Annotated in this window: 16 protein-coding genes and 2 pseudogenes; 5 read left to right on the forward strand and 13 right to left on the reverse strand. The window is 41.8% G+C overall.

The window, feature by feature from the left end; translation table 11 throughout:
* Positions 1-87: 87 nt before the first annotated feature.
* Genes PRECH8_RS08945 through PRECH8_RS08955 form a run of 3 tightly spaced genes read right to left on the reverse strand, consistent with a single transcriptional unit; the run spans position 88 to position 2,603 of the window.
* Positions 88-1,254 (reverse strand): sensor histidine kinase, encoded by a 1,167-nt coding sequence (locus PRECH8_RS08945; protein WP_242457505.1) that lies wholly within the window; start codon positions 1,252-1,254, stop codon positions 88-90.
* Entirely contained in the window at positions 1,254-1,961 is a 708-nt protein-coding gene (locus PRECH8_RS08950; RefSeq protein WP_242457506.1) for a response regulator transcription factor, read from the reverse strand. Before PRECH8_RS08950 ends, PRECH8_RS08945 begins: the two co-directional genes overlap by 1 nt.
* 30 nt (positions 1,962-1,991) lie before the next feature.
* Positions 1,992-2,603: a hypothetical protein gene (locus PRECH8_RS08955; RefSeq protein ID WP_200966766.1), complete on the reverse strand. Its 612-nt coding sequence runs from the start codon at positions 2,601-2,603 to the stop codon at positions 1,992-1,994.
* A gap of 932 nt (positions 2,604-3,535) precedes the next feature.
* On the opposite strand from PRECH8_RS08955, the gene PRECH8_RS08960 reads away from it, so the two are divergent.
* The 3 genes from PRECH8_RS08960 (at position 3,536) to PRECH8_RS08970 (ending at position 5,626) form a co-directional block, all read left to right on the forward strand.
* Positions 3,536-3,754 (forward strand): hypothetical protein, encoded by a 219-nt coding sequence (locus PRECH8_RS08960; RefSeq protein WP_200966767.1) that lies wholly within the window; start codon positions 3,536-3,538, stop codon positions 3,752-3,754.
* Positions 3,755-4,590: 836 nt separating this feature from the next.
* A complete protein-coding gene (locus PRECH8_RS08965; RefSeq protein ID WP_207161785.1) occupies positions 4,591-5,193 on the forward strand; it encodes a DUF6431 domain-containing protein in 603 nt (200 codons plus the stop codon).
* A 172-nt stretch (positions 5,194-5,365) separates the two neighbouring features.
* On the forward strand, positions 5,366-5,626 hold the full coding sequence (locus PRECH8_RS08970; protein ID WP_200966769.1) for a hypothetical protein: 261 nt from the start codon (positions 5,366-5,368) through the stop codon (positions 5,624-5,626).
* A 350-nt stretch (positions 5,627-5,976) separates the two neighbouring features.
* Here the strand turns inward: PRECH8_RS08970 and PRECH8_RS14775 are convergent, their stop codons facing one another.
* The 3 genes and pseudogenes from PRECH8_RS14775 to PRECH8_RS08990 form a co-directional block, all read right to left on the reverse strand.
* Positions 5,977-6,459, reverse strand: a complete 483-nt coding sequence (locus PRECH8_RS14775; protein ID WP_200966770.1) for a VanZ family protein — start codon at positions 6,457-6,459, stop codon at positions 5,977-5,979.
* A gap of 221 nt (positions 6,460-6,680) precedes the next feature.
* A complete protein-coding gene (locus PRECH8_RS08980; protein WP_200966771.1) occupies positions 6,681-7,199 on the reverse strand; it encodes a hypothetical protein in 519 nt (172 codons plus the stop codon).
* A 953-nt stretch (positions 7,200-8,152) separates the two neighbouring features.
* Positions 8,153-9,157 (reverse strand): annotated as a pseudogene (locus PRECH8_RS08990) (UPF0236 family transposase-like protein).
* Between the two features lie 246 nt (positions 9,158-9,403).
* Here PRECH8_RS08990 and PRECH8_RS14515 point away from each other — a divergent pair.
* Positions 9,404-9,590, forward strand: a pseudogene (locus tag PRECH8_RS14515) (cupin domain-containing protein); the annotation flags it as partial.
* 62 nt (positions 9,591-9,652) lie between these two features.
* On the opposite strand, the gene PRECH8_RS08995 reads toward PRECH8_RS14515, so the two are convergent.
* Positions 9,653-10,342, reverse strand: a complete 690-nt coding sequence (locus PRECH8_RS08995) for an MBL fold metallo-hydrolase (protein WP_200966773.1) — start codon at positions 10,340-10,342, stop codon at positions 9,653-9,655.
* Entirely contained in the window at positions 10,339-10,980 is a 642-nt protein-coding gene (locus tag PRECH8_RS09000; protein ID WP_200966774.1) for a TetR/AcrR family transcriptional regulator, read from the reverse strand. Before PRECH8_RS09000 ends, PRECH8_RS08995 begins: the two co-directional genes overlap by 4 nt.
* 205 nt (positions 10,981-11,185) lie before the next feature.
* On the opposite strand from PRECH8_RS09000, the gene PRECH8_RS09005 reads away from it, so the two are divergent.
* Complete coding sequence (locus PRECH8_RS09005; RefSeq protein WP_200966775.1) at positions 11,186-11,980, forward strand: HAD-IIB family hydrolase; 795 nt, start codon at positions 11,186-11,188, stop codon at positions 11,978-11,980.
* A 416-nt stretch (positions 11,981-12,396) separates the two neighbouring features.
* Here PRECH8_RS09005 and PRECH8_RS09010 read toward each other — a convergent pair whose 3' ends face one another.
* From PRECH8_RS09010 to PRECH8_RS09030, 5 genes are all read right to left on the reverse strand, one after another.
* Positions 12,397-12,561: a hypothetical protein gene (locus PRECH8_RS09010; protein ID WP_242457508.1), complete on the reverse strand. Its 165-nt coding sequence runs from the start codon at positions 12,559-12,561 to the stop codon at positions 12,397-12,399.
* 309 nt (positions 12,562-12,870) lie between these two features.
* Positions 12,871-13,785 (reverse strand): DUF6994 family protein, encoded by a 915-nt coding sequence (locus tag PRECH8_RS09015; RefSeq protein ID WP_200966777.1) that lies wholly within the window; start codon positions 13,783-13,785, stop codon positions 12,871-12,873.
* Complete coding sequence (locus tag PRECH8_RS09020; protein WP_200966778.1) at positions 13,778-14,845, reverse strand: hypothetical protein; 1,068 nt, start codon at positions 14,843-14,845, stop codon at positions 13,778-13,780. Before PRECH8_RS09020 ends, PRECH8_RS09015 begins: the two co-directional genes overlap by 8 nt.
* A gap of 22 nt (positions 14,846-14,867) precedes the next feature.
* Complete coding sequence (locus PRECH8_RS14520; RefSeq protein ID WP_242457509.1) at positions 14,868-15,119, reverse strand: hypothetical protein; 252 nt, start codon at positions 15,117-15,119, stop codon at positions 14,868-14,870.
* 494 nt (positions 15,120-15,613) lie between these two features.
* Positions 15,614-16,728, reverse strand: a protein-coding gene (locus PRECH8_RS09030; RefSeq protein WP_200966779.1) for an IS3 family transposase whose coding sequence is annotated in 2 segments (ribosomal slippage) — positions 15,614-16,461 and positions 16,461-16,728 — 1,116 coding nt in all. Because the reading frame shifts where the segments join, the coding sequence is not laid out codon by codon here.
* Between the last annotated feature and the right edge of the window lie 12 nt (positions 16,729-16,740).

Genomic DNA, 16,740 nt, shown 5'->3' on the forward strand with positions numbered 1-16,740 from the left:
ATGGATTAGGGGGCTAATAACAAATCACTTCGATCGACAATGCTGGGGGTACTATTAACATGAAATAGAATGGAGTACATCTTTCCGCTAGTCGACTACAGGAAGGCGGACGATAAAGCCTTTCATCGTTTGCGCACGACTGTATTCAATCGTTCCCTCATGCTTTTTAATAATGGATAACGCTATGGATAGACCTAGCCCTGTGCCTGCCTTGTTCTTCGTTCTACCTTCCGAAGTTCTGTAAAACGGTTCAAAGATAAACGGAATGTGTTTTTCATCTATGCCATCTCCGGTGTCCATGATAGAAATGAAACACTCTCCTTCTTGACTTGCACACGTGATGATCACTTTTCCTTGTGGCTTGTTGTACATAATAGCGTTCTCGACCAGATTGCTGATGGCTCTCTGGATTAAAATATCGTTCCCATATATCTCAACATCAGGATGGATCTGGGTTTCAATAGAAATTGTCTGTGTTGAAGCTAAATCGTTTAATTCACTCACGACTTTACGGATCAGTGAACCCGCTTCAATCACATCCTTATCCGGGTCTTGATTTTTAGCCAGAACGAGCAGTTCATTGACCATATGATTCATTCGTTTTAACGTCTTTTCAAAAATGTCCGAGAGCTGCCGATAATCTGCCAAAGTTGCGGATGGATCACTCCTCAAGACTTCCAGATTCGTCTTCAAAATCGTCAAGGGAGTTCTAAATTCATGAGCGGCATTGGCCATAAAACGTTCTTGCTGCTGGAAGACATGTTCTAATTTTTTCAGCATGGTATTGAACGATTCCGTTAATTCTTTCAATTCATCATTGGGCAGTTCCTTAACAGGAAGCTGCACGGACAAATCATTGGCATTGATTTTCATAAGTCGTTCACTCAATAAACGCACCGGCCACAGACTTCTTTTGGAGAGATAAAACGCCCCGACCCCACCTAATATAATCATGATGAGCAGGCAGATCAGCGAAAAAAGGAGAACTTGTCCTTTAAATGCAATCAATTCAGATGAAAAGCTTACATCCGATCTGAGCATCCCCTCTTCGTTTACCTGATTCACTTCAATGGTGGGTACGATCACTTCATGATCTTGTTGAAGTAGCATATCATTGGGCTTCACATGAACAGCAGGAAGCATAATTTGAACAAAAACATTGAGCGAAACCAACAGAAACACGCCTGTTAATATGATTAAACCCAGGTTCCACAACACGATTCTTCCCGCCAATGTGAGCCGCTTGCTTTTCATCATTTTGATAACCTCTCAATTTGTTTGTTCAGTCGATAGCCGTACCCTGGCACCGTATTCAAAAAGTTTGCATGGATAACGGATCTTATCTTACTACGCAAAGTCGTAATATGTACCCTGACGGAATTGGAAAAAGGGTCCGCATGCTGATCCCACACATGTTCAACCAATTCTTCGGACGAGACAACTCGATCAGGATGAGATAAAAAATACTGTAATAAGGCAAACTCCTTACGAGTAAGGGTCAGCTGTTGCCCAGCACAAGTTGCTGTCTTCGTGATCGGATTCAACTCGATAGGGCCATAGGTGAGCAGCGGGCTTTCTCGTAAAAGATCACGTCTCAATAAGGCGCGTATTCTTGCTTTCAGTTCTTCAAAATCAAATGGTTTACCAAGATAATCGTCCGCTCCCAAATTCAATCCTTTCACACGAGAAGATGTATCAGAAAGCGCTGTTAGAATCAGCACTCTGATTTGTTTAGACAGATGTCGTATGTGTTGCAGCACGTCTAACCCATTCCTATCTGGCAAGTTTAAATCCAAGATGATGATATCGTAGGCATGGATTTCCGCCAGGTGACAGCCTTCTTCTCCATCTAATGCAATATCTACCGCAAATCCTTCCATTTCCAATCCTTTTTTAATCGCATTGGCCAAATCTTGCTCATCTTCAATTACCAGCATCCGCATCTTTTGCTCACCTTTCATAAAACAATGTAGTCGGGGAATGGTTTTTGTTTAGATCGTGATATTTCCGGTGACTGTCACTTGGTGGGTATCTGTATTGTAAATCCCCACTCGATAGTTGTCAGCGACATTCACTACAAAGGTTCGACTATCGGCACCGCCTGTAAAGTTCACATAAAAAAATGTATTGTCCGAGTCGATTAAACCAACTCGAAGTGCAGCGTCCCGAGGCAGCCATGTCAATGATATGGTTACCTCTTCGTTCCGAGTCAAATACCACGGGTTTCCAGACCCATCACTTATTGTGGCAAGTGATGATCCCGGCAAGTTGAAGTTAACCGGATAAGTAGCCTGTACACCAACATCGTCAGAATCCCCAAGATTCAATTCAATGATGTTTTCCTCTGATAGTTGAATTTTGTGTACCGGCTGCCCGTCCACAGTGACATCACTTGAAGTTGGGTTTGTGTCATTCGCTTGAGAAATTGCTTGTTGATTTACTGTAACAGCTCCAGAAGACTGACCCGAAATATCCTCTGACTTCGAAACAACATCACCCTTTTGAATCGTTACTGGCAGCGCATCATTTGCCAAGGCAAATGCGGTCATGGGCAACACGGTTATCAACAAAACAGCCGTAATTAAAAAACGTTTCATTCTCATTTTTTTCACCTCATTTTTTCTTTTCCCCGACTACTTAACCACAGTGTATTTGATCTGTTGTTAAATTTTTGTTAAGACAGCTGTATTTCAGAAAAAGAGGAAGTCAGCTGAGGAACTTCTGGGGCGAGAACGATGCTTACGGTTATCGAGGCAGTCACGAGCCCCATCAAACATGATACTGTCCACCCAAACCTGCCAGTAAAACCGGTAGCTTTTCCGATGACAACCGGCAGTCGATCCGTTAAATCCACGACGATCTGACAGAGTCACCGCCGTAGATGGCGGGGAATCAGATAGAGAAGAGTCAGTACATGATCGCAAGGCCCAAATAAAATTCGCGCGAGTGTGCGCCCATGTTGAGGGATACGATCAAATTCGCCTTGCCGATCCGATTGTTAACGCCGGAGCGCCCGCGGGCGTTAGACCGACGGAAACAGCCGCCTCGGGTTGTCCACGCGCACACCTTCCTGTCTTCAGATCGGCCCCGTACCACCACCCCATTTTCGTTCTCGACGGACTAGGGGAGTTCGTTTACAAACAGAATAGTCACGCGATCCGCAAAGCCGAATTGTTCTGCCTGATTTTGCAGACGGTGCACAAATATGAGGTCAACGGGCTACCCTCTTTTTTTTCTAAAGAATCCACCCAATAGGAAATAATGATAATGATGAGATGTGAGAATCTGGAGGTTCGTCGATGGCAAGAAAAAAATAAAATCAATCGATCAAGAATGATTTTTTCGGAGACATTCAAACAGCCCTCGGGTTACCCCCGGAATTGGTCTGCCGATCCTTGTTTGTCCAAGGGGAACAAACCGTGCAGTGCGTATATCTGGAATCGATGGTCAATAAAAAAGCTGATCCCCTTTTTGTTGCTGGTGACAACATGGGTCAAACGCACGTTCGAGAAGCGAAAAGGAGGATGAATTGAACATGTTGATGCTTCACATCCTGCTGGCGCCTTTGATCGGTTTACCGATGTTGGGATTGCTTCGAAAGAGACTTTATCGGGATGCAGCAGTTTTTGGGGCTGTATCTGTTATTGGATACGGATTATGGATTTGTATCGTGAATCATCGTCCTTTTATCATTACGATTTTTATTGAAAGAATAATTGAAATGTTAAAATCCATTTCAACGATGATGATATAAACGTAGAATGGGAAGTTTTGCGGGTTCTTCCCAGTTTAGTACCACTATGATCCGCCAATCCTTGTGATAGGAACTTAGCAGGAGATATGAAGGATGACTGAAAACGAATGATTACTAGCGGCAAAATTAATGCTTATAATAAACCGTTTCTTCATACCTACCTTGTAGCCAGATTCTAGGGTACTGATTTTGAACGGGTTGATCTCGTGCGGGATAACCATTTCATAGATTTCCCTATCAAATAATACTTCTGTCGGAGGAAAGCAAGAAGTGAAATCACTATAATCATAATTAAATAACCAAGCATTAAACTATTTTCAAAATCTTGGTGCATTGAAAAATAAACAAAACAGACTATTAGAATACCAATTACCGTTTTTTTATATCAGTATCTCCTCGTATAATATGTTTATAAAAAATAAATATATGTGGTAAACTTGGGCATTTTAGCAAACCCGGATATACTCCTTTCAATTTTTTTTCTTCTTCCCTTAATAACACAGCTCAAAACTTCTTTTCATCGGGCATTTTTTCTTGTTATTTCGCCCCCCTTCCCTCCCTCTTTTTATTTCATAGCTTTCTGAAAAGATGCTAAAGCAATATCATGTTTGTCTATTATTAAAAACGTTTGAAATCATGATATGCTGTTCGCCGCCTGGTTATTTGGCGGAAAAAAACCATGGATTCGCCATTCGGTTTGGCGGAGCCAAACCGAATAAACAGCCGACAATAGCCTAATCCCTTCTGTACATTGACGGGGGATTAGGCTATTGTCGATTAAAAAGGAAAATGCTCCCGAACCTTTGGCGAGGATCCCCAGGAGCATTCACTTCATCATGTCAAAAGTACTTTATTTCGGCCTTTCTTGCAAGGCTTATTTACGCACTTTCGAGAATCAATCTCCTGACGTCCAAATCTGCTGTGACGATTGCGGCCGGCTTCTCCATAAACACGGTCGTTATTGGCGAGGCGTTGTGACGAAACACGAAGTCATCCTGATCCCCATCTACCGCTGGTACTGTCCTGCTTGTAATAAGACGATTTCCCTTCTGCCGGAATTTCTGATTCCATGGGCCCGGTATGCGACTTGGGTGCGAGAAGCGGCATTGAAGCGCAAGCGCAAGGGATTCTCTTGGCGGCAGATCGCAGAAAGCACGACAACATCTAGCGTCCGTTACAGCTTCCGTACGTTGAAACGCTGGTGGGCAAGGCATTTGCACCGCGCAGCAAATGCGGCACTTTGGGTTGCCGGGCAATTCATTGCCGGGGGAGTAGACGAAGATATGCTCCGCCTTTACCCCACCATGATGAATCCAACGCCAATGGACACACTGGATTGGCTGAACAAACTGTTATCCCGATTCATCCCCGCTGGCGCATCTAGACGGGGCTATTGGACTTTTCTAAATGCAGGGTTACCTGCAGCATCACGCTTATAAATTCCTTCAGCATCCGCCGCCAAGGAGCACGGCAAGCGAAAGTCGCCCCCAAAATCGCTTTAAAAATCGCCTGGACGGCAAGTTGCCCTCCCGATCCCACAAAATATGCGCCCTCCCTGGTTTCTAGCGTCTATGGGATACTCTCATAGACCACAGGGAGAGGAGATTTTGCATGGATGAGCAAGCAAGGCAGCAAGACGCTAACTTCCGTTACGGCTTGATTGCGCCCCTGGTTAGCCGCAAATTGGATCCCGGAGAGCAAATGGCACTCATGCGCGAAATTGTAAGCCACGAGTATGAAACACCGTCGGGAAATGCCGATGACCTTATGCTGCAAGATCATCAGCATTTCTTATTTTCTTTACAAATCAGTCAAATGAGCAAACTTCATGTGCGTATAATAAACGCTTGTAATAGGAAAACAGACTTCTAAATCTGAATTCAAATCGCTATAAACGAAAAAAGACCGTACAACAGTCTATTTACAATTTTTATTCATGAAATAATGCGTACTAAGATCAGTTCTCTAGCTCGCGTACTGTTTCTTTTACCTAGATGCTAACCCGGTGGAAGCAAAGTTTCCAGGGCAAATATCTACGCGGATTTGCGGTCAGACTAGCTGACGGCTTTCAAAGTTTAATACCCGATTGCAGGTCCTTATATCCAGTTGAGTTATTTAACCCCTTTTCTGTGAAAGTCACGTAATCGCACTCTATGTGATGTGTTCAGCATCCAGCACCATTATCTAAGATTTTGAGCCCTTTTCACGTATTCATAGAGTTGTTACTTTCGAAATTCAGGTTTAGCTATTTTCCTGGCTAATATTCTAAACCCACTATAAACAAAATATCCAATTAAACAACCTGTCATATTCAAAATGATATCATCAACATCAAAATAACCTAACATTGTGACAAATTGGAAACTCTCGATCCCAATTATACTGATTAAACAAATCAACAAAGTCTTAGAAAGTTTCCTGTACTTTGTAAAAATAGTAGGGATTAAGAATCCTAATGGACAGAACGCAACAATATTACCCAAAATATTTATGAAGGCAAATGGAGTCGTTTTAAAACGGAAATAACTTGAGATACTTCGAAACGGATCTACATTGTAGTTCCAGATCCCGATACTCCTATTTTCAAGTATGGATTGTATTCTATCAATAAAACCAATAGGTTTTACTACAACAAACCACAGAAGAAAAAAAACGTAGGCAACAAATATTAACTTCCAAAACCTCCAAACATTATTTGTATTCATTTGATATCCTTCCCAACGCTTTTAATGAATGATGAAAGGCGAAATTTCGGTATTGTAAAGTTTTCCCCGTTAAATAACGAAGAAGATAATGAATGAACCTCTTTAGACAAGCACTTAATTGATGCTAGTGAACGCATTAACACTACCATCTTTAATTTAATTTGAATCAGGGCTGCGCAATCTTGACGACAGCCCTGATCCTACCTAATTTTATCAGATTGCTAGGATTTGCTTATCGTTCCGTTGAACTTGTACCTGTTACTGTTTGTAGGCACTTCAAACCGCACATAGTATTTAGTAGAAGAATCCAAGTTGCTGAACGTAACATAATCACTGCCGCCTTTGCTGAGTCCAGTAATAACCTTGCTAGTACAAGTATCTCCCCAAAAACCACTTTGGCATACACTAATAGTTATTTTGTCATTGGTACCACCGTATTCCTCAATCAACTCCCAGTTCTCAACAGTAACCTTCATGGATGATGCTCCAGTAAGCCATTTGTCAGTAAATACCCGATATCCCACTGATTCAACCTGATAGTTATAATTGCTTGTTGAGAGATCATGAGTAGAGGCACTACTACCGGGAGGATTTGCACCATATGTTGAGAACTCAGACTCTTTTAACACATGAATATGACTTTCATCCGCATTTGCACTAACTCCCGAAACAGTAGCTACTGAGAATGCCAAAACGAACATGAGCAGGAACATCATAGATTTTCTATAAAACTCTCTCATTTTCTTCCTCCTAACATTTTTTTTACAAAAGATTAAGCGATTACAGTAGGCAACGGAGTTCCCTGATTTTCTTTTATGTTACATAACCCTTCCCTCCCTCGTTAAATTTCATAGCTATCTGAAAGATACTGAAGCAATATCATGTTGTCTACTAAATAATGACGATTGAAATCAGAATATGTAACAGAAGAGATCAAAATTATTACGTCACTATCTTTTCTGATTCTTAGGAAGTCAATTTTTGCGGATTGGATGCCCTTTACAGAACAACCAATGTCATTTTGAATTGAGAAGTAATAGGGGCCACTTTGAACATTGGATGCAAGGTAAAGCTATTTCTGGTGGTTTCGACTATTATTGGGGTAATTACAACGCGACAATAACGATTGAATTACACGTCGAAATGGCAACCGTTGGTCGGTCGTTATATTATGGGGAAAAACCCTTTACAGGTAAAGGCCATCATTGTTATGAAAAAGAATATTACGTTACCTTGGGCAACACCTACAGAGTGGTGACAATAGCTACGAACAAAGAGAGGAACAGAATTTTAGAAACAGCTACTAGCACCTCCGCTCAAGTAAAATACTAACATGATTTGAACTAACATTATAAATAGACAATAGTAGCGGTAGAGTAAATAATCGTTTATAATTATCATATAAATCCGAAAGCATCGGTCAAAGTAACTCCGGGAGTTCGTGTGTGTCAAGCTTTTCTCGGTACCGTAATGGCACCAATATTTTGAGCACTCTATTTTTGTACGCATTTTTCGGCTTTCTTAGTGCTAAATCGTATGACGTAACGTGTGCTGATACACCGCTCCGGAAATATACTTCGCTTTCCGCGGGAGGCTGGGGAGCCTCCTCGGGCTGCGCCCTGCGGGGTCTCCCCTAGGCCTTTCCTCCCGTTCGAGTCTCCTTATATTGCTGATGAGTGACTCCGTCCGGATTTCATCTGAAACTCTTCGCCAATTTTCCAATGGCGGATGAATGCGGGCCATAAACTGGAATTGAACCTTCTTTGACACCGATGGAAGGACGTGTCGGTTGTCGGAGATAGAAAGACATTCGGATCACTTTTTTCACTTCTCGTTGCTTTCGTGTGCTCATTTTCATGTGTTTCAGATAAGCTGCCCTCAACGTGCCGTTAAATATACCTTGTTTGATCTTCACCATCGCCTCCGCACCTTCAGAGCTCCAATGCATGCCTCTTTTCTTCATCCGGTAAGTGATGCGGCGTTGATTGGATTCCATCTAAGAACAGGGTATTCGGATTGAGAAAAGACTTCTTGAAAGCGCTCGGCTGTATAACCGGCCCACCATCACTATTCGTCACGACTTGCGTCTTTTCCAGGGAATATTCGTGAGCAGTAAATGCTTGGACTTCCTTCCAAAATTGATCCGTCGGTTCCGTGGTCATAATGACTTTCGGTGACACCAAAGACACACGATCCCCGTTCTTTTCCCAGCCCTCATAAATGATGGCATGACTCACTTCATGGCTCTTTTTCTTCTCCGTCCCACGCACGAATACCCCATCTGCTTCTGCGTAAAGGAAGTCAACTTCCTTCCCCTTCGGCAGTTCTGCGGACTCTTCCAACTCCTTGACCAGTTCTTCGTCCGCCTCTTTTTGTGATTTCCCGACCTTCTTCACAATATTTCCTACGGTCGTATGACTGATGCTGACAGCTGTCCACTCGTTGAGGATATGGGCGACTTCACGATAGGTGGTTTCCGCAGCCATTTCAGCCACTTTCACATCCACAAAGGGACTTCTCCGGTCATATGCTTTGAATCCAATCCACTCATCGAGATGACACGATTCATCGATGTGAAAACGTCCCCCACCATGCGGGCAAATGTATCGTACATTAGGAGACGAACTTGTTCTTCAAAGTCAATTAAGTCCTTTGTTTGGTGTATTATTTTCTCTAATTCTGATATAATGGTTTTCATGAAGAGGCCTCTTTCTAAATGTATTTGCCGTGCAAGCATACATTTATGATAGAGTGCCTCTTCTTTTTTTGCCAGAATGACGGCAAAACGTGACCGAGAACAATTTTACACATATGTTCAATTACCTTCCGTTCAATTACTCTCCGTTCAATGACCACACGTGCAAAGACGCACTTTCATCCGCGGTGAAACATAAGATATCCCATGAGTCAAATGCCCATTACTGAATGAAGGGAAGGAAATCAAGTGGCGGTTTCGTATATGGACTATACTTCTCCATCCGCACAGTTTACGTATGATGTAAACAACAACACGTTTTTCAAAAAGGATAACCGGAATTATATTAATGCTCTTTCCATCAATCAGCTCAACACATTGGGAAATGTGTCCATGCTGGATATTTATCTCAGGCACGGGAAACGTCGTCGAGCCATCGTATCCCGGAGTAAAGGGAGGGGAGGGCGGAGCAATTGATTAAAACGTTAAAAAAAAGGCCTATTGGCCTCCTGTCTGAATTTTTGGGGCTTTTAAATGTTTTGACATGTAATCCTCTATCTGATCCGCAGCGTGAAACAGAGGATTTCCATGACAAACTTCCACTCTTGCAGGTCGAAGCTTGCTCACGATGGAACTGCTTCGAACCGCTTCTTCAATATCGGAAGTAAAGAGCGCGGGACGCAATGTTCCGTTCCGAGATGTGAACAGGTCTCCAGCCAGCAGCACCTGGTCCTCCTCGTGATAAAATACAACGTGCCCGGGGGAATGTCCCGGCGTATTGAAAGGCATTAAGCTGCCTATGGATCGCAATTGTCCGTGTTCATCCTCGCTAAGAGCTTGAACGGCCCCCTTTTGCATGTAAGCAACCGGTTTTTTACCTTGTCTGTAGGGAAGCTCTCCTTCAATATAAGGAATCTCGACTCTGTGAGCGTAAACCGGAACCGGATTTGCATGCAAGATACGCTGGAGGCCTCCGATGTGGTCGGGATGACCATGGGTCAGCACAATTCGCTGCAACGGTTCGGCCTGCAGTTGTTCGATGGCATTCAAGATTCCCTTCACCATCATCGCTAACCCTGTGTCTACCAGTGTGATTCCGCTCTTCTCCCTCACCAACCAAACGTGAATCGGAATGATGATCCACAATTTAACGCTCCATATATGCTCGGAAACCCGGGTGACTTTCATTGTTTATCGTCCCCCTTCTGCGATTTTTGTTTCAAGCCGACGAGCAGGACTTCAAACGCTTCATCAAAAGTGGCGCCCAGGCGGTTCATCATGTCCTGGAGTGATTCTGCGGAGTCCTTATAGGTGCTCACCATTCCATGCATCATATAGAAATAAATACGGCTGAACATCAGCAGACGGTCATCATCGGGAGTCAATCGTAAAGTTGCAAGGAGTTCCCGCTTGATTTGCTCAAACAGATCCATCCTCAGCCGGTTAATGGCCAGCTTCGGATCTTTTTCATCCACCCTCGTTCCCTTCGCAATAAAAAATATGGTGTACATCGTTTTGTTCATCAGGCAAAACCGTACAAACTCCATGCTCATTTCTTTCAGCCTGGATTCCGGAGACGTTCCGCTCTTTGCAGATATGATGTCAAAACGCTTCTTTAATTCCAAAAGAGAAGGCATGGAAAGTTCATATAGCAGTTCTTCCTTATCCTTAAAGTAAATGTAGATTGTCGTGTGGGAACAGCCCGCCTCCTTTGCGATCTCCCGCATGGTCACGGAATCGAATCCCCGATCGGCAAACATCCTGCCTGCAGCAGTCAAAATCGCCTGTTTCGTCTCCTCGGAACGTTTCTTTTGTCTCGTTGACATATTTGATTTACCTCATTTCAAAATAGTAACCATTGGTTATATTATAACCATTGGTTACTATTTTGTCAACAGGCAACATTTATTCTCTTTCTGCTCTCATTCTCTTTCTGCTCTGCCGCATCAGCTCATTTTACCGTCAAAATCCATCCCCCGATTTATGACGCTTGACGACAAGATTTCGATAAGATAAGGTATTTGGTATGGAATGACGACGGCTGGGGGGAGAAATTTGACGACCTTTGTTTTTGACTTGGATGGCACGATCTGCTTCAACGGACAGCCCGTTTCGGAAGTCATTTTACGTTGTCTGGAGGATTTGACGGCAACAGGGCATAAAGTCATTTTCGCTTCGGCTCGTCCGATCCGAGATCTGCTTCCGGTTCTTCATCAACGATTCCATGAGTATCCTCTGATTGGAGGAAACGGGTCTCTCATATCCATCAATGGAAAAATCGCACACGTTGAATCGTTTTCTGAAGATCAGATGCAAGGATTGTTTCGGCTTATAGAAGAACATCAAGCGACTTTTTTAATCGACAGCGACTGGGATTATGCGTACACGGGTCCCGTAGATCACCCTATTTTGCACAAAATTGATCATTCAAAACTGGCTCGGCAAGTTCCTGTACATTCTCTCAAATCCGTCATTAAAATACTTATCCTTACGGCAGAAGACATGGAATCGCTTGCAGAAAAATTTCGTGCGCTCGGAGTGACCGTTCACAGACACAGAAAAGAACACATCATTGATGTGAATCCGCCTCAAGTCGACAAGTGGACCGCTTTAAAGAAATTGGGAGTGGATGAACAACAGTTTGTCGCATTCGGAAACGATTCGAACGATATTCCCATGTTCAAGACGGCGCTACATTCCGTGATGATAGGACACCATGATGAATTGAAACCTTTCGCCTCGGAGTCCATTCCGCTTGAAGATAACGTCGAAGATCAAATCGTTGCGAAAATCCTGGAGCTTGCCAACCAACAACTCGCTGTTTAGTTTACTTGGCATATCTAAGTATTTGCCCAGGAGCACGGTCCCTCGGTTGCCCGACGTCTGCCATTGCTTGTCGCAAGCAAAACATTCCTGCACGCCATCCATTGTCCTCAAAGAAGACGTCCAAATGAGGATTCAACTGCACATCCGTTTCCTGCGTGCGACTAAAACCAGGACTCACCTTAAATAGTTTGTTTCGTAGGCTTGAGATTTCCTACCATAAAATAGTTTATTATCTGACCAACAAAGTGTAGAATGAAATTTTTGCACTTTTATTGATAAAAGATGAGATTTGATGACAAAAGAAAAGAGATGATGCCTGTGGAGACATCATCTCTAGAATCTATAAATTATCAAAAGGTAGGTGCAGAAAAGCAGGAAAGAGCCGCTTTCAGTTGGAGTTGTAGAGGAAGGTAATGTTACCTTATGATTTCCCGCCGCCGCTCTGCTGAAGTTTGCGATCTGCCATGTTCGAGGACGAGCTTGCAATGGCGTCTTGCCATTTCTAATAATTGCGCCATTGTCGCATCGTCCACTTCGAGTCCGATCAAGGAATAGCGGTTTGAAGATACGGCTTCGTGCATCAGAAAAATCCTCCCAGTCATCGAGTTTTGTGTATGTTAGCTCTAGTTGGGAGGGTCTGCAAGTCATTTTTGCATAAAGAAAAACCCAAGCATTTTTTCAGCTTAAGCTTTGTCAGGCTAAATTATAGGTAAATGCGGCTACTTATATATTACTTCCGGATGAGCGACACACAGCACTCCACATGCAACGAGCCGGTTGGTTTGATGTCTTTTACATTGTGGGTAGTCGGAAACACGTCAAAAACATTTTTTGTACTATCGGTAAGCGGGAACATATCCACTAATTTTACATAAAAAATAAAATGCATTTTACTTCAATAACAATAATGAATTTCTCAACTTAATTAAATCCATGCTTGCGGATGCGAATATGCTATATGCTATCTTATCTTTTGGAATAGATGCATGTTCTACGTCATTTGAACACAAGTATTCGTTTTTCCCCCGATTACAAAAAGAACAGAGATTTATAATTTTAATCTCTTTCTCTTCTGTATATACAAAACAATCCATTTTAAAAAAACTGATAAAGTTCTTAAAATCAACAAATTGCTCCAACCATATCTTATTTTTGTCGTAAGTAATTTGTAACTTACACTTACGTTCTAAATACCATTCTTTCAAATCAAACAAGGTGAGATCTATTCTATCATAAAAACCCTTCTCCCCACCTCTAGACACGTTAATAGACTTAAAATCTTCGATAAAATCATAACCAATCTTACCATTTTTCTTTGGTGTTCCAATCCATCGTGGCCATACAATATGCCCCCCGATTGTTCTTGTAGTTTGTAAGAATGTTCCTATTTCTCTTGAAGTCATTCCTGCCTCACAAGCCCAATAAATTGATGGTCCGATGTAATCTACTCCTAATCCGATTTGAGCAATTATTGTTTTCTCTGACTTACCTTTTTTAATTATGTTGATTATTAGTTCATAATAACAGTCTTTTCTGCCTTTATTACGTTCTTTGATTTTAATACTTTCAATGTAATTCCCACTGGGCAATTTAAGACCGTTGTAATATAAAGCTAGGTCTTCATATAGTTTTTTACATCTTGAATCAGGGTCAACGTAAGACTTTCCATTTATTTTCCATATCCATTTTTCTTCAGTACCGGGGAATACTGATAACGAATTATCTCTAAATTCCCCACAATTAACCCCATTTAAATAATTATAACTAATATCCAGCATACCTGATTTTTCTCCTACTTTATACATATGGATTTATAAGAAGTTTCTTTGTTCCTTTTTTGTTTTCCTCATCAATTATTAAATCACATGTCAATTTATCTATATCACCAAAATCCATATCTGCTTTAAACCCTTTATCTGGTTTTAACCAACGGTTCATCATTAATCTGTCAAACGTTGCTTCACAACTTCTTCTAGGACATCTTCCTATTGTGGTAGTGAAAAAGCTGGAATGATATGAGTAATGATGCGTATGAATAAAATCACCCCAAGATTCAATAACTTCATCTTCTTCACGTAAATCAACTATTTCTATTTCTTCAAAATTTCTATCTTCTACTGCACCCCATGCTTTTTTCATCATTTCTATAGCTGCTACATCACTCTTTGGTGCACTATATCCAAAAATAGTGACCATATATGCTACCTCTAACGCATTATTTAATGATTTCCATGACTTTGATATAGCTGTATCACTGGAATAATTCTTATTCTTTATTGGGAATAAGAGTTTTGTTGGAGCGAGGGGTTTACCGCATCTACATGTCATTCCTACATTGCCCATGACATTATCCTCTAGACAATATCCAACTGCAACATTTCCATGTAAAAAAGCTAACTGTGGCAAATTGGTAGTATAAGTCATCGCACGGGCATAAGCCTGCACTAATAGTGGATCCCAATTAAAGGTTGCAATTAAATCCTTTGAAGTTAGTCCCATAATCAAATAATCGTACACCGTAGGATTATCAGGTAACTTAAAGTTTAACATGTATTCACGGATGACTTCCTCCAACTTTTGCTTAGCATCCATGCAAATAGGTTCTGCTTTACTGCGTTCATCAAGTTCCATATAAATGTCTTCTAAATTATCTGAAGAAGTATGTAGCGTTATTTTTTCTAGTATATCTGTCAATCCGAGCTTTTTAATGAAACCATTCATTGCAGATATTTTCCTACCATTCTTGTCACCATTTGGGATAGCCGCACAACTCGCACCTGCGCCCAGTAAAACAACATGCGGTCTGCTTTTCATGTAATATTCATAATCATATAAATCCCTTGTCGTTGGATAATCGTCCTTCATTCTCCATTTCACCTCCATAAAGTTAAATTTCTATTATGTAATATTTTCGACCATCAATTAAGTCCTGCCAGATAAAATCCTGTCTGCTTGTTAATGCAATGCTATCTTTGTTCTTTCCTACACCTGTTGGCTTAAAAATGCAACCGTAAACAGAATATTCTTCTCTAAAAAACTTATATATACCTTCATTGTTGCGCCCTTCATAAAAAGGTCTATCCGAAACAAGAGCAACAGCAGCTGTTCTAGTAAATCCTCGGTTCTTAAGCTCCTCCATAAATTTAATATCCTTCACGAATGAATACATCTGTTCTGGATACTGGCCATTTAATGGGCACTTAAGTTCAATTGCATACTTCTCCGATTTATCTTCATTAAATATAGTGATATCTATTTCTTTTTTTATAGCTTTATTGTCTGGTGTGAAGTATGATACATTTCTTTCAAATTGAATACGATAATCCGGAAGCTTTTCACGTAGGAATATCCCCAGCTCATGCTGGAGGCTAAACTTATGGTGGACCCCATCGTCAAGACACTAATTTTATTTTTTTAAGGTGGGGCAGAAACCAAAAAGGATATCTGCATTCTAGAGCTTGGGGTGCTCATTGAGGCTAATAAAGTGGGAGTACACATTTTTTTGGAGTGATTCATCCTGCTTTTATTTTTCCTTCTCAGGGGAGGTTCTGTCAAGAGCGAGCGAAGCGAGGGCTCTGCCGAATCCTTGACAGGTTCTCTCGTGAGAAGGATCCTCTATAAAGGATGAATCACTCACAGGCCATAAACAGAGGCAGGTGGTTTATAGCCTAATGATTGATGAGGGCGTTCATGGTTATAGAAATGGAAATAGTTATTGATCTCTTTTCTTGCTTCTCTTGGACTCTCGTATTCCTTCAAGTAGACCTCTTCATATTTTATCGTCCGCCACAATCGCTCGGTAATGATATTATCAAGAGCCCGACCTTTGCCGTCCATACTGATTTGAACTTTCTTATCCAGTACCAGCTCGGTATATTTCGAGCTGGTGAAGTGGCTGCCCTGATCACTGTTTATAATCTCAGGTTGAGCGTGCGACAGCGCCCGTTTGACGGCTTCAAGGACAAAATCGATTTCCAGCGTCTGATCCAGCTCCCAACTAACGACGTAACGGGAATACCAGTCAATAATGGCGACGAGATACATCCAACCGCGTTGAAGCCGGATGTAAGTGATATCAATCCCCCATACCTGGTTGGGGTGAGTGATGTCGAGATTTCTAAGAAGATAGGGATAAATCCGGTGTTCCAGGTTGCGCTTACTAAGGTTGGGGCCAGGTGAAATCCCGGCAATCCCCATCTCCCTCATATGGCGCTGAACGGCCTTTCGGTTAATGTGTAACCCGTTTTCATTTAGAACGGCCGTGATCCGCCGAGAGCCAAAAAACGGATATTTGGTGTAAATTTCATCAATTCGGTGCTTGATGAACACTTCTTCAGGAGAAGGCTCCACAGGCTTATAATACAAGCTGGACCGATTGAGTCCGAGCAATTCAGCCTGGGTGGCAATAGGGAGTTCTGCATCGTCCCAATCAATCATGTCAATACGTTCTGCCCTACTCCTTAAGGCCAGATTTTTTTTTTAAGCCACGACAATTGCGTGGTTAAACGACCAACTTCGGCATAAAGGTTTTCAATTTGTTGCTCATAGTCAGCCTTCATTTGATCTACTTTCTTATTTTCTTTCGCAAACAACTGGGGCATTTGTTCAAGAAACGCATTCCTCCATTGCCGGATCTGATTCACATGGATTCCATGAGAGGAAGCAATTTCACTCATAGTTTTTTCTTCTTTTAGGACCTCTAGCACGATCTGGGATTTAAACTCTGGTGTATATCGTTTTCTTTTCATAAACCTACTTTA

The organism is Insulibacter thermoxylanivorax, assembly GCF_015472005.1.
In the GTDB taxonomy this organism is placed as follows: Bacteria; Bacillota; Bacilli; order Paenibacillales; family DA-C8; genus Insulibacter; species Insulibacter thermoxylanivorax.

What these genes read in the sequence shown, in the direction of transcription:
- PRECH8_RS09020 (WP_200966778.1), bottom strand. Translation starts at nt 14,845, where the DNA reads ATGAAGGACGATTATCCAACGACAAGGGATTTATATGATTATGAATAT.
- PRECH8_RS08950 (WP_242457506.1), bottom strand. Translation starts at nt 1,961, where the DNA reads ATGAAAGGTGAGCAAAAGATGCGGATGCTGGTAATTGAAGATGAGCAA.
- PRECH8_RS08980 (WP_200966771.1), bottom strand. Translation starts at nt 7,199, where the DNA reads ATGAGAGAGTTTTATAGAAAATCTATGATGTTCCTGCTCATGTTCGTT.
- PRECH8_RS14775 (WP_200966770.1), bottom strand. Translation starts at nt 6,459, where the DNA reads ATGAATACAAATAATGTTTGGAGGTTTTGGAAGTTAATATTTGTTGCC.
- PRECH8_RS08965 (WP_207161785.1), top strand. Translation starts at nt 4,591, where the DNA reads ATGTCAAAAGTACTTTATTTCGGCCTTTCTTGCAAGGCTTATTTACGC.
- PRECH8_RS08945 (WP_242457505.1), bottom strand. Translation starts at nt 1,254, where the DNA reads ATGAAAAGCAAGCGGCTCACATTGGCGGGAAGAATCGTGTTGTGGAAC.
- PRECH8_RS09010 (WP_242457508.1), bottom strand. Translation starts at nt 12,561, where the DNA reads ATGCACGAAGCCGTATCTTCAAACCGCTATTCCTTGATCGGACTCGAA.
- PRECH8_RS14520 (WP_242457509.1), bottom strand. Translation starts at nt 15,119, where the DNA reads ATGGAGGAGCTTAAGAACCGAGGATTTACTAGAACAGCTGCTGTTGCT.
- PRECH8_RS08960 (WP_200966767.1), top strand. Translation starts at nt 3,536, where the DNA reads ATGTTGATGCTTCACATCCTGCTGGCGCCTTTGATCGGTTTACCGATG.
- PRECH8_RS09005 (WP_200966775.1), top strand. Translation starts at nt 11,186, where the DNA reads ATGACGACGGCTGGGGGGAGAAATTTGACGACCTTTGTTTTTGACTTG.
- PRECH8_RS09015 (WP_200966777.1), bottom strand. Translation starts at nt 13,785, where the DNA reads ATGTATAAAGTAGGAGAAAAATCAGGTATGCTGGATATTAGTTATAAT.
- PRECH8_RS08955 (WP_200966766.1), bottom strand. Translation starts at nt 2,603, where the DNA reads ATGAGAATGAAACGTTTTTTAATTACGGCTGTTTTGTTGATAACCGTG.
- PRECH8_RS08995 (WP_200966773.1), bottom strand. Translation starts at nt 10,342, where the DNA reads ATGAAAGTCACCCGGGTTTCCGAGCATATATGGAGCGTTAAATTGTGG.
- PRECH8_RS09000 (WP_200966774.1), bottom strand. Translation starts at nt 10,980, where the DNA reads ATGTCAACGAGACAAAAGAAACGTTCCGAGGAGACGAAACAGGCGATT.
- PRECH8_RS08970 (WP_200966769.1), top strand. Translation starts at nt 5,366, where the DNA reads ATGGATGAGCAAGCAAGGCAGCAAGACGCTAACTTCCGTTACGGCTTG.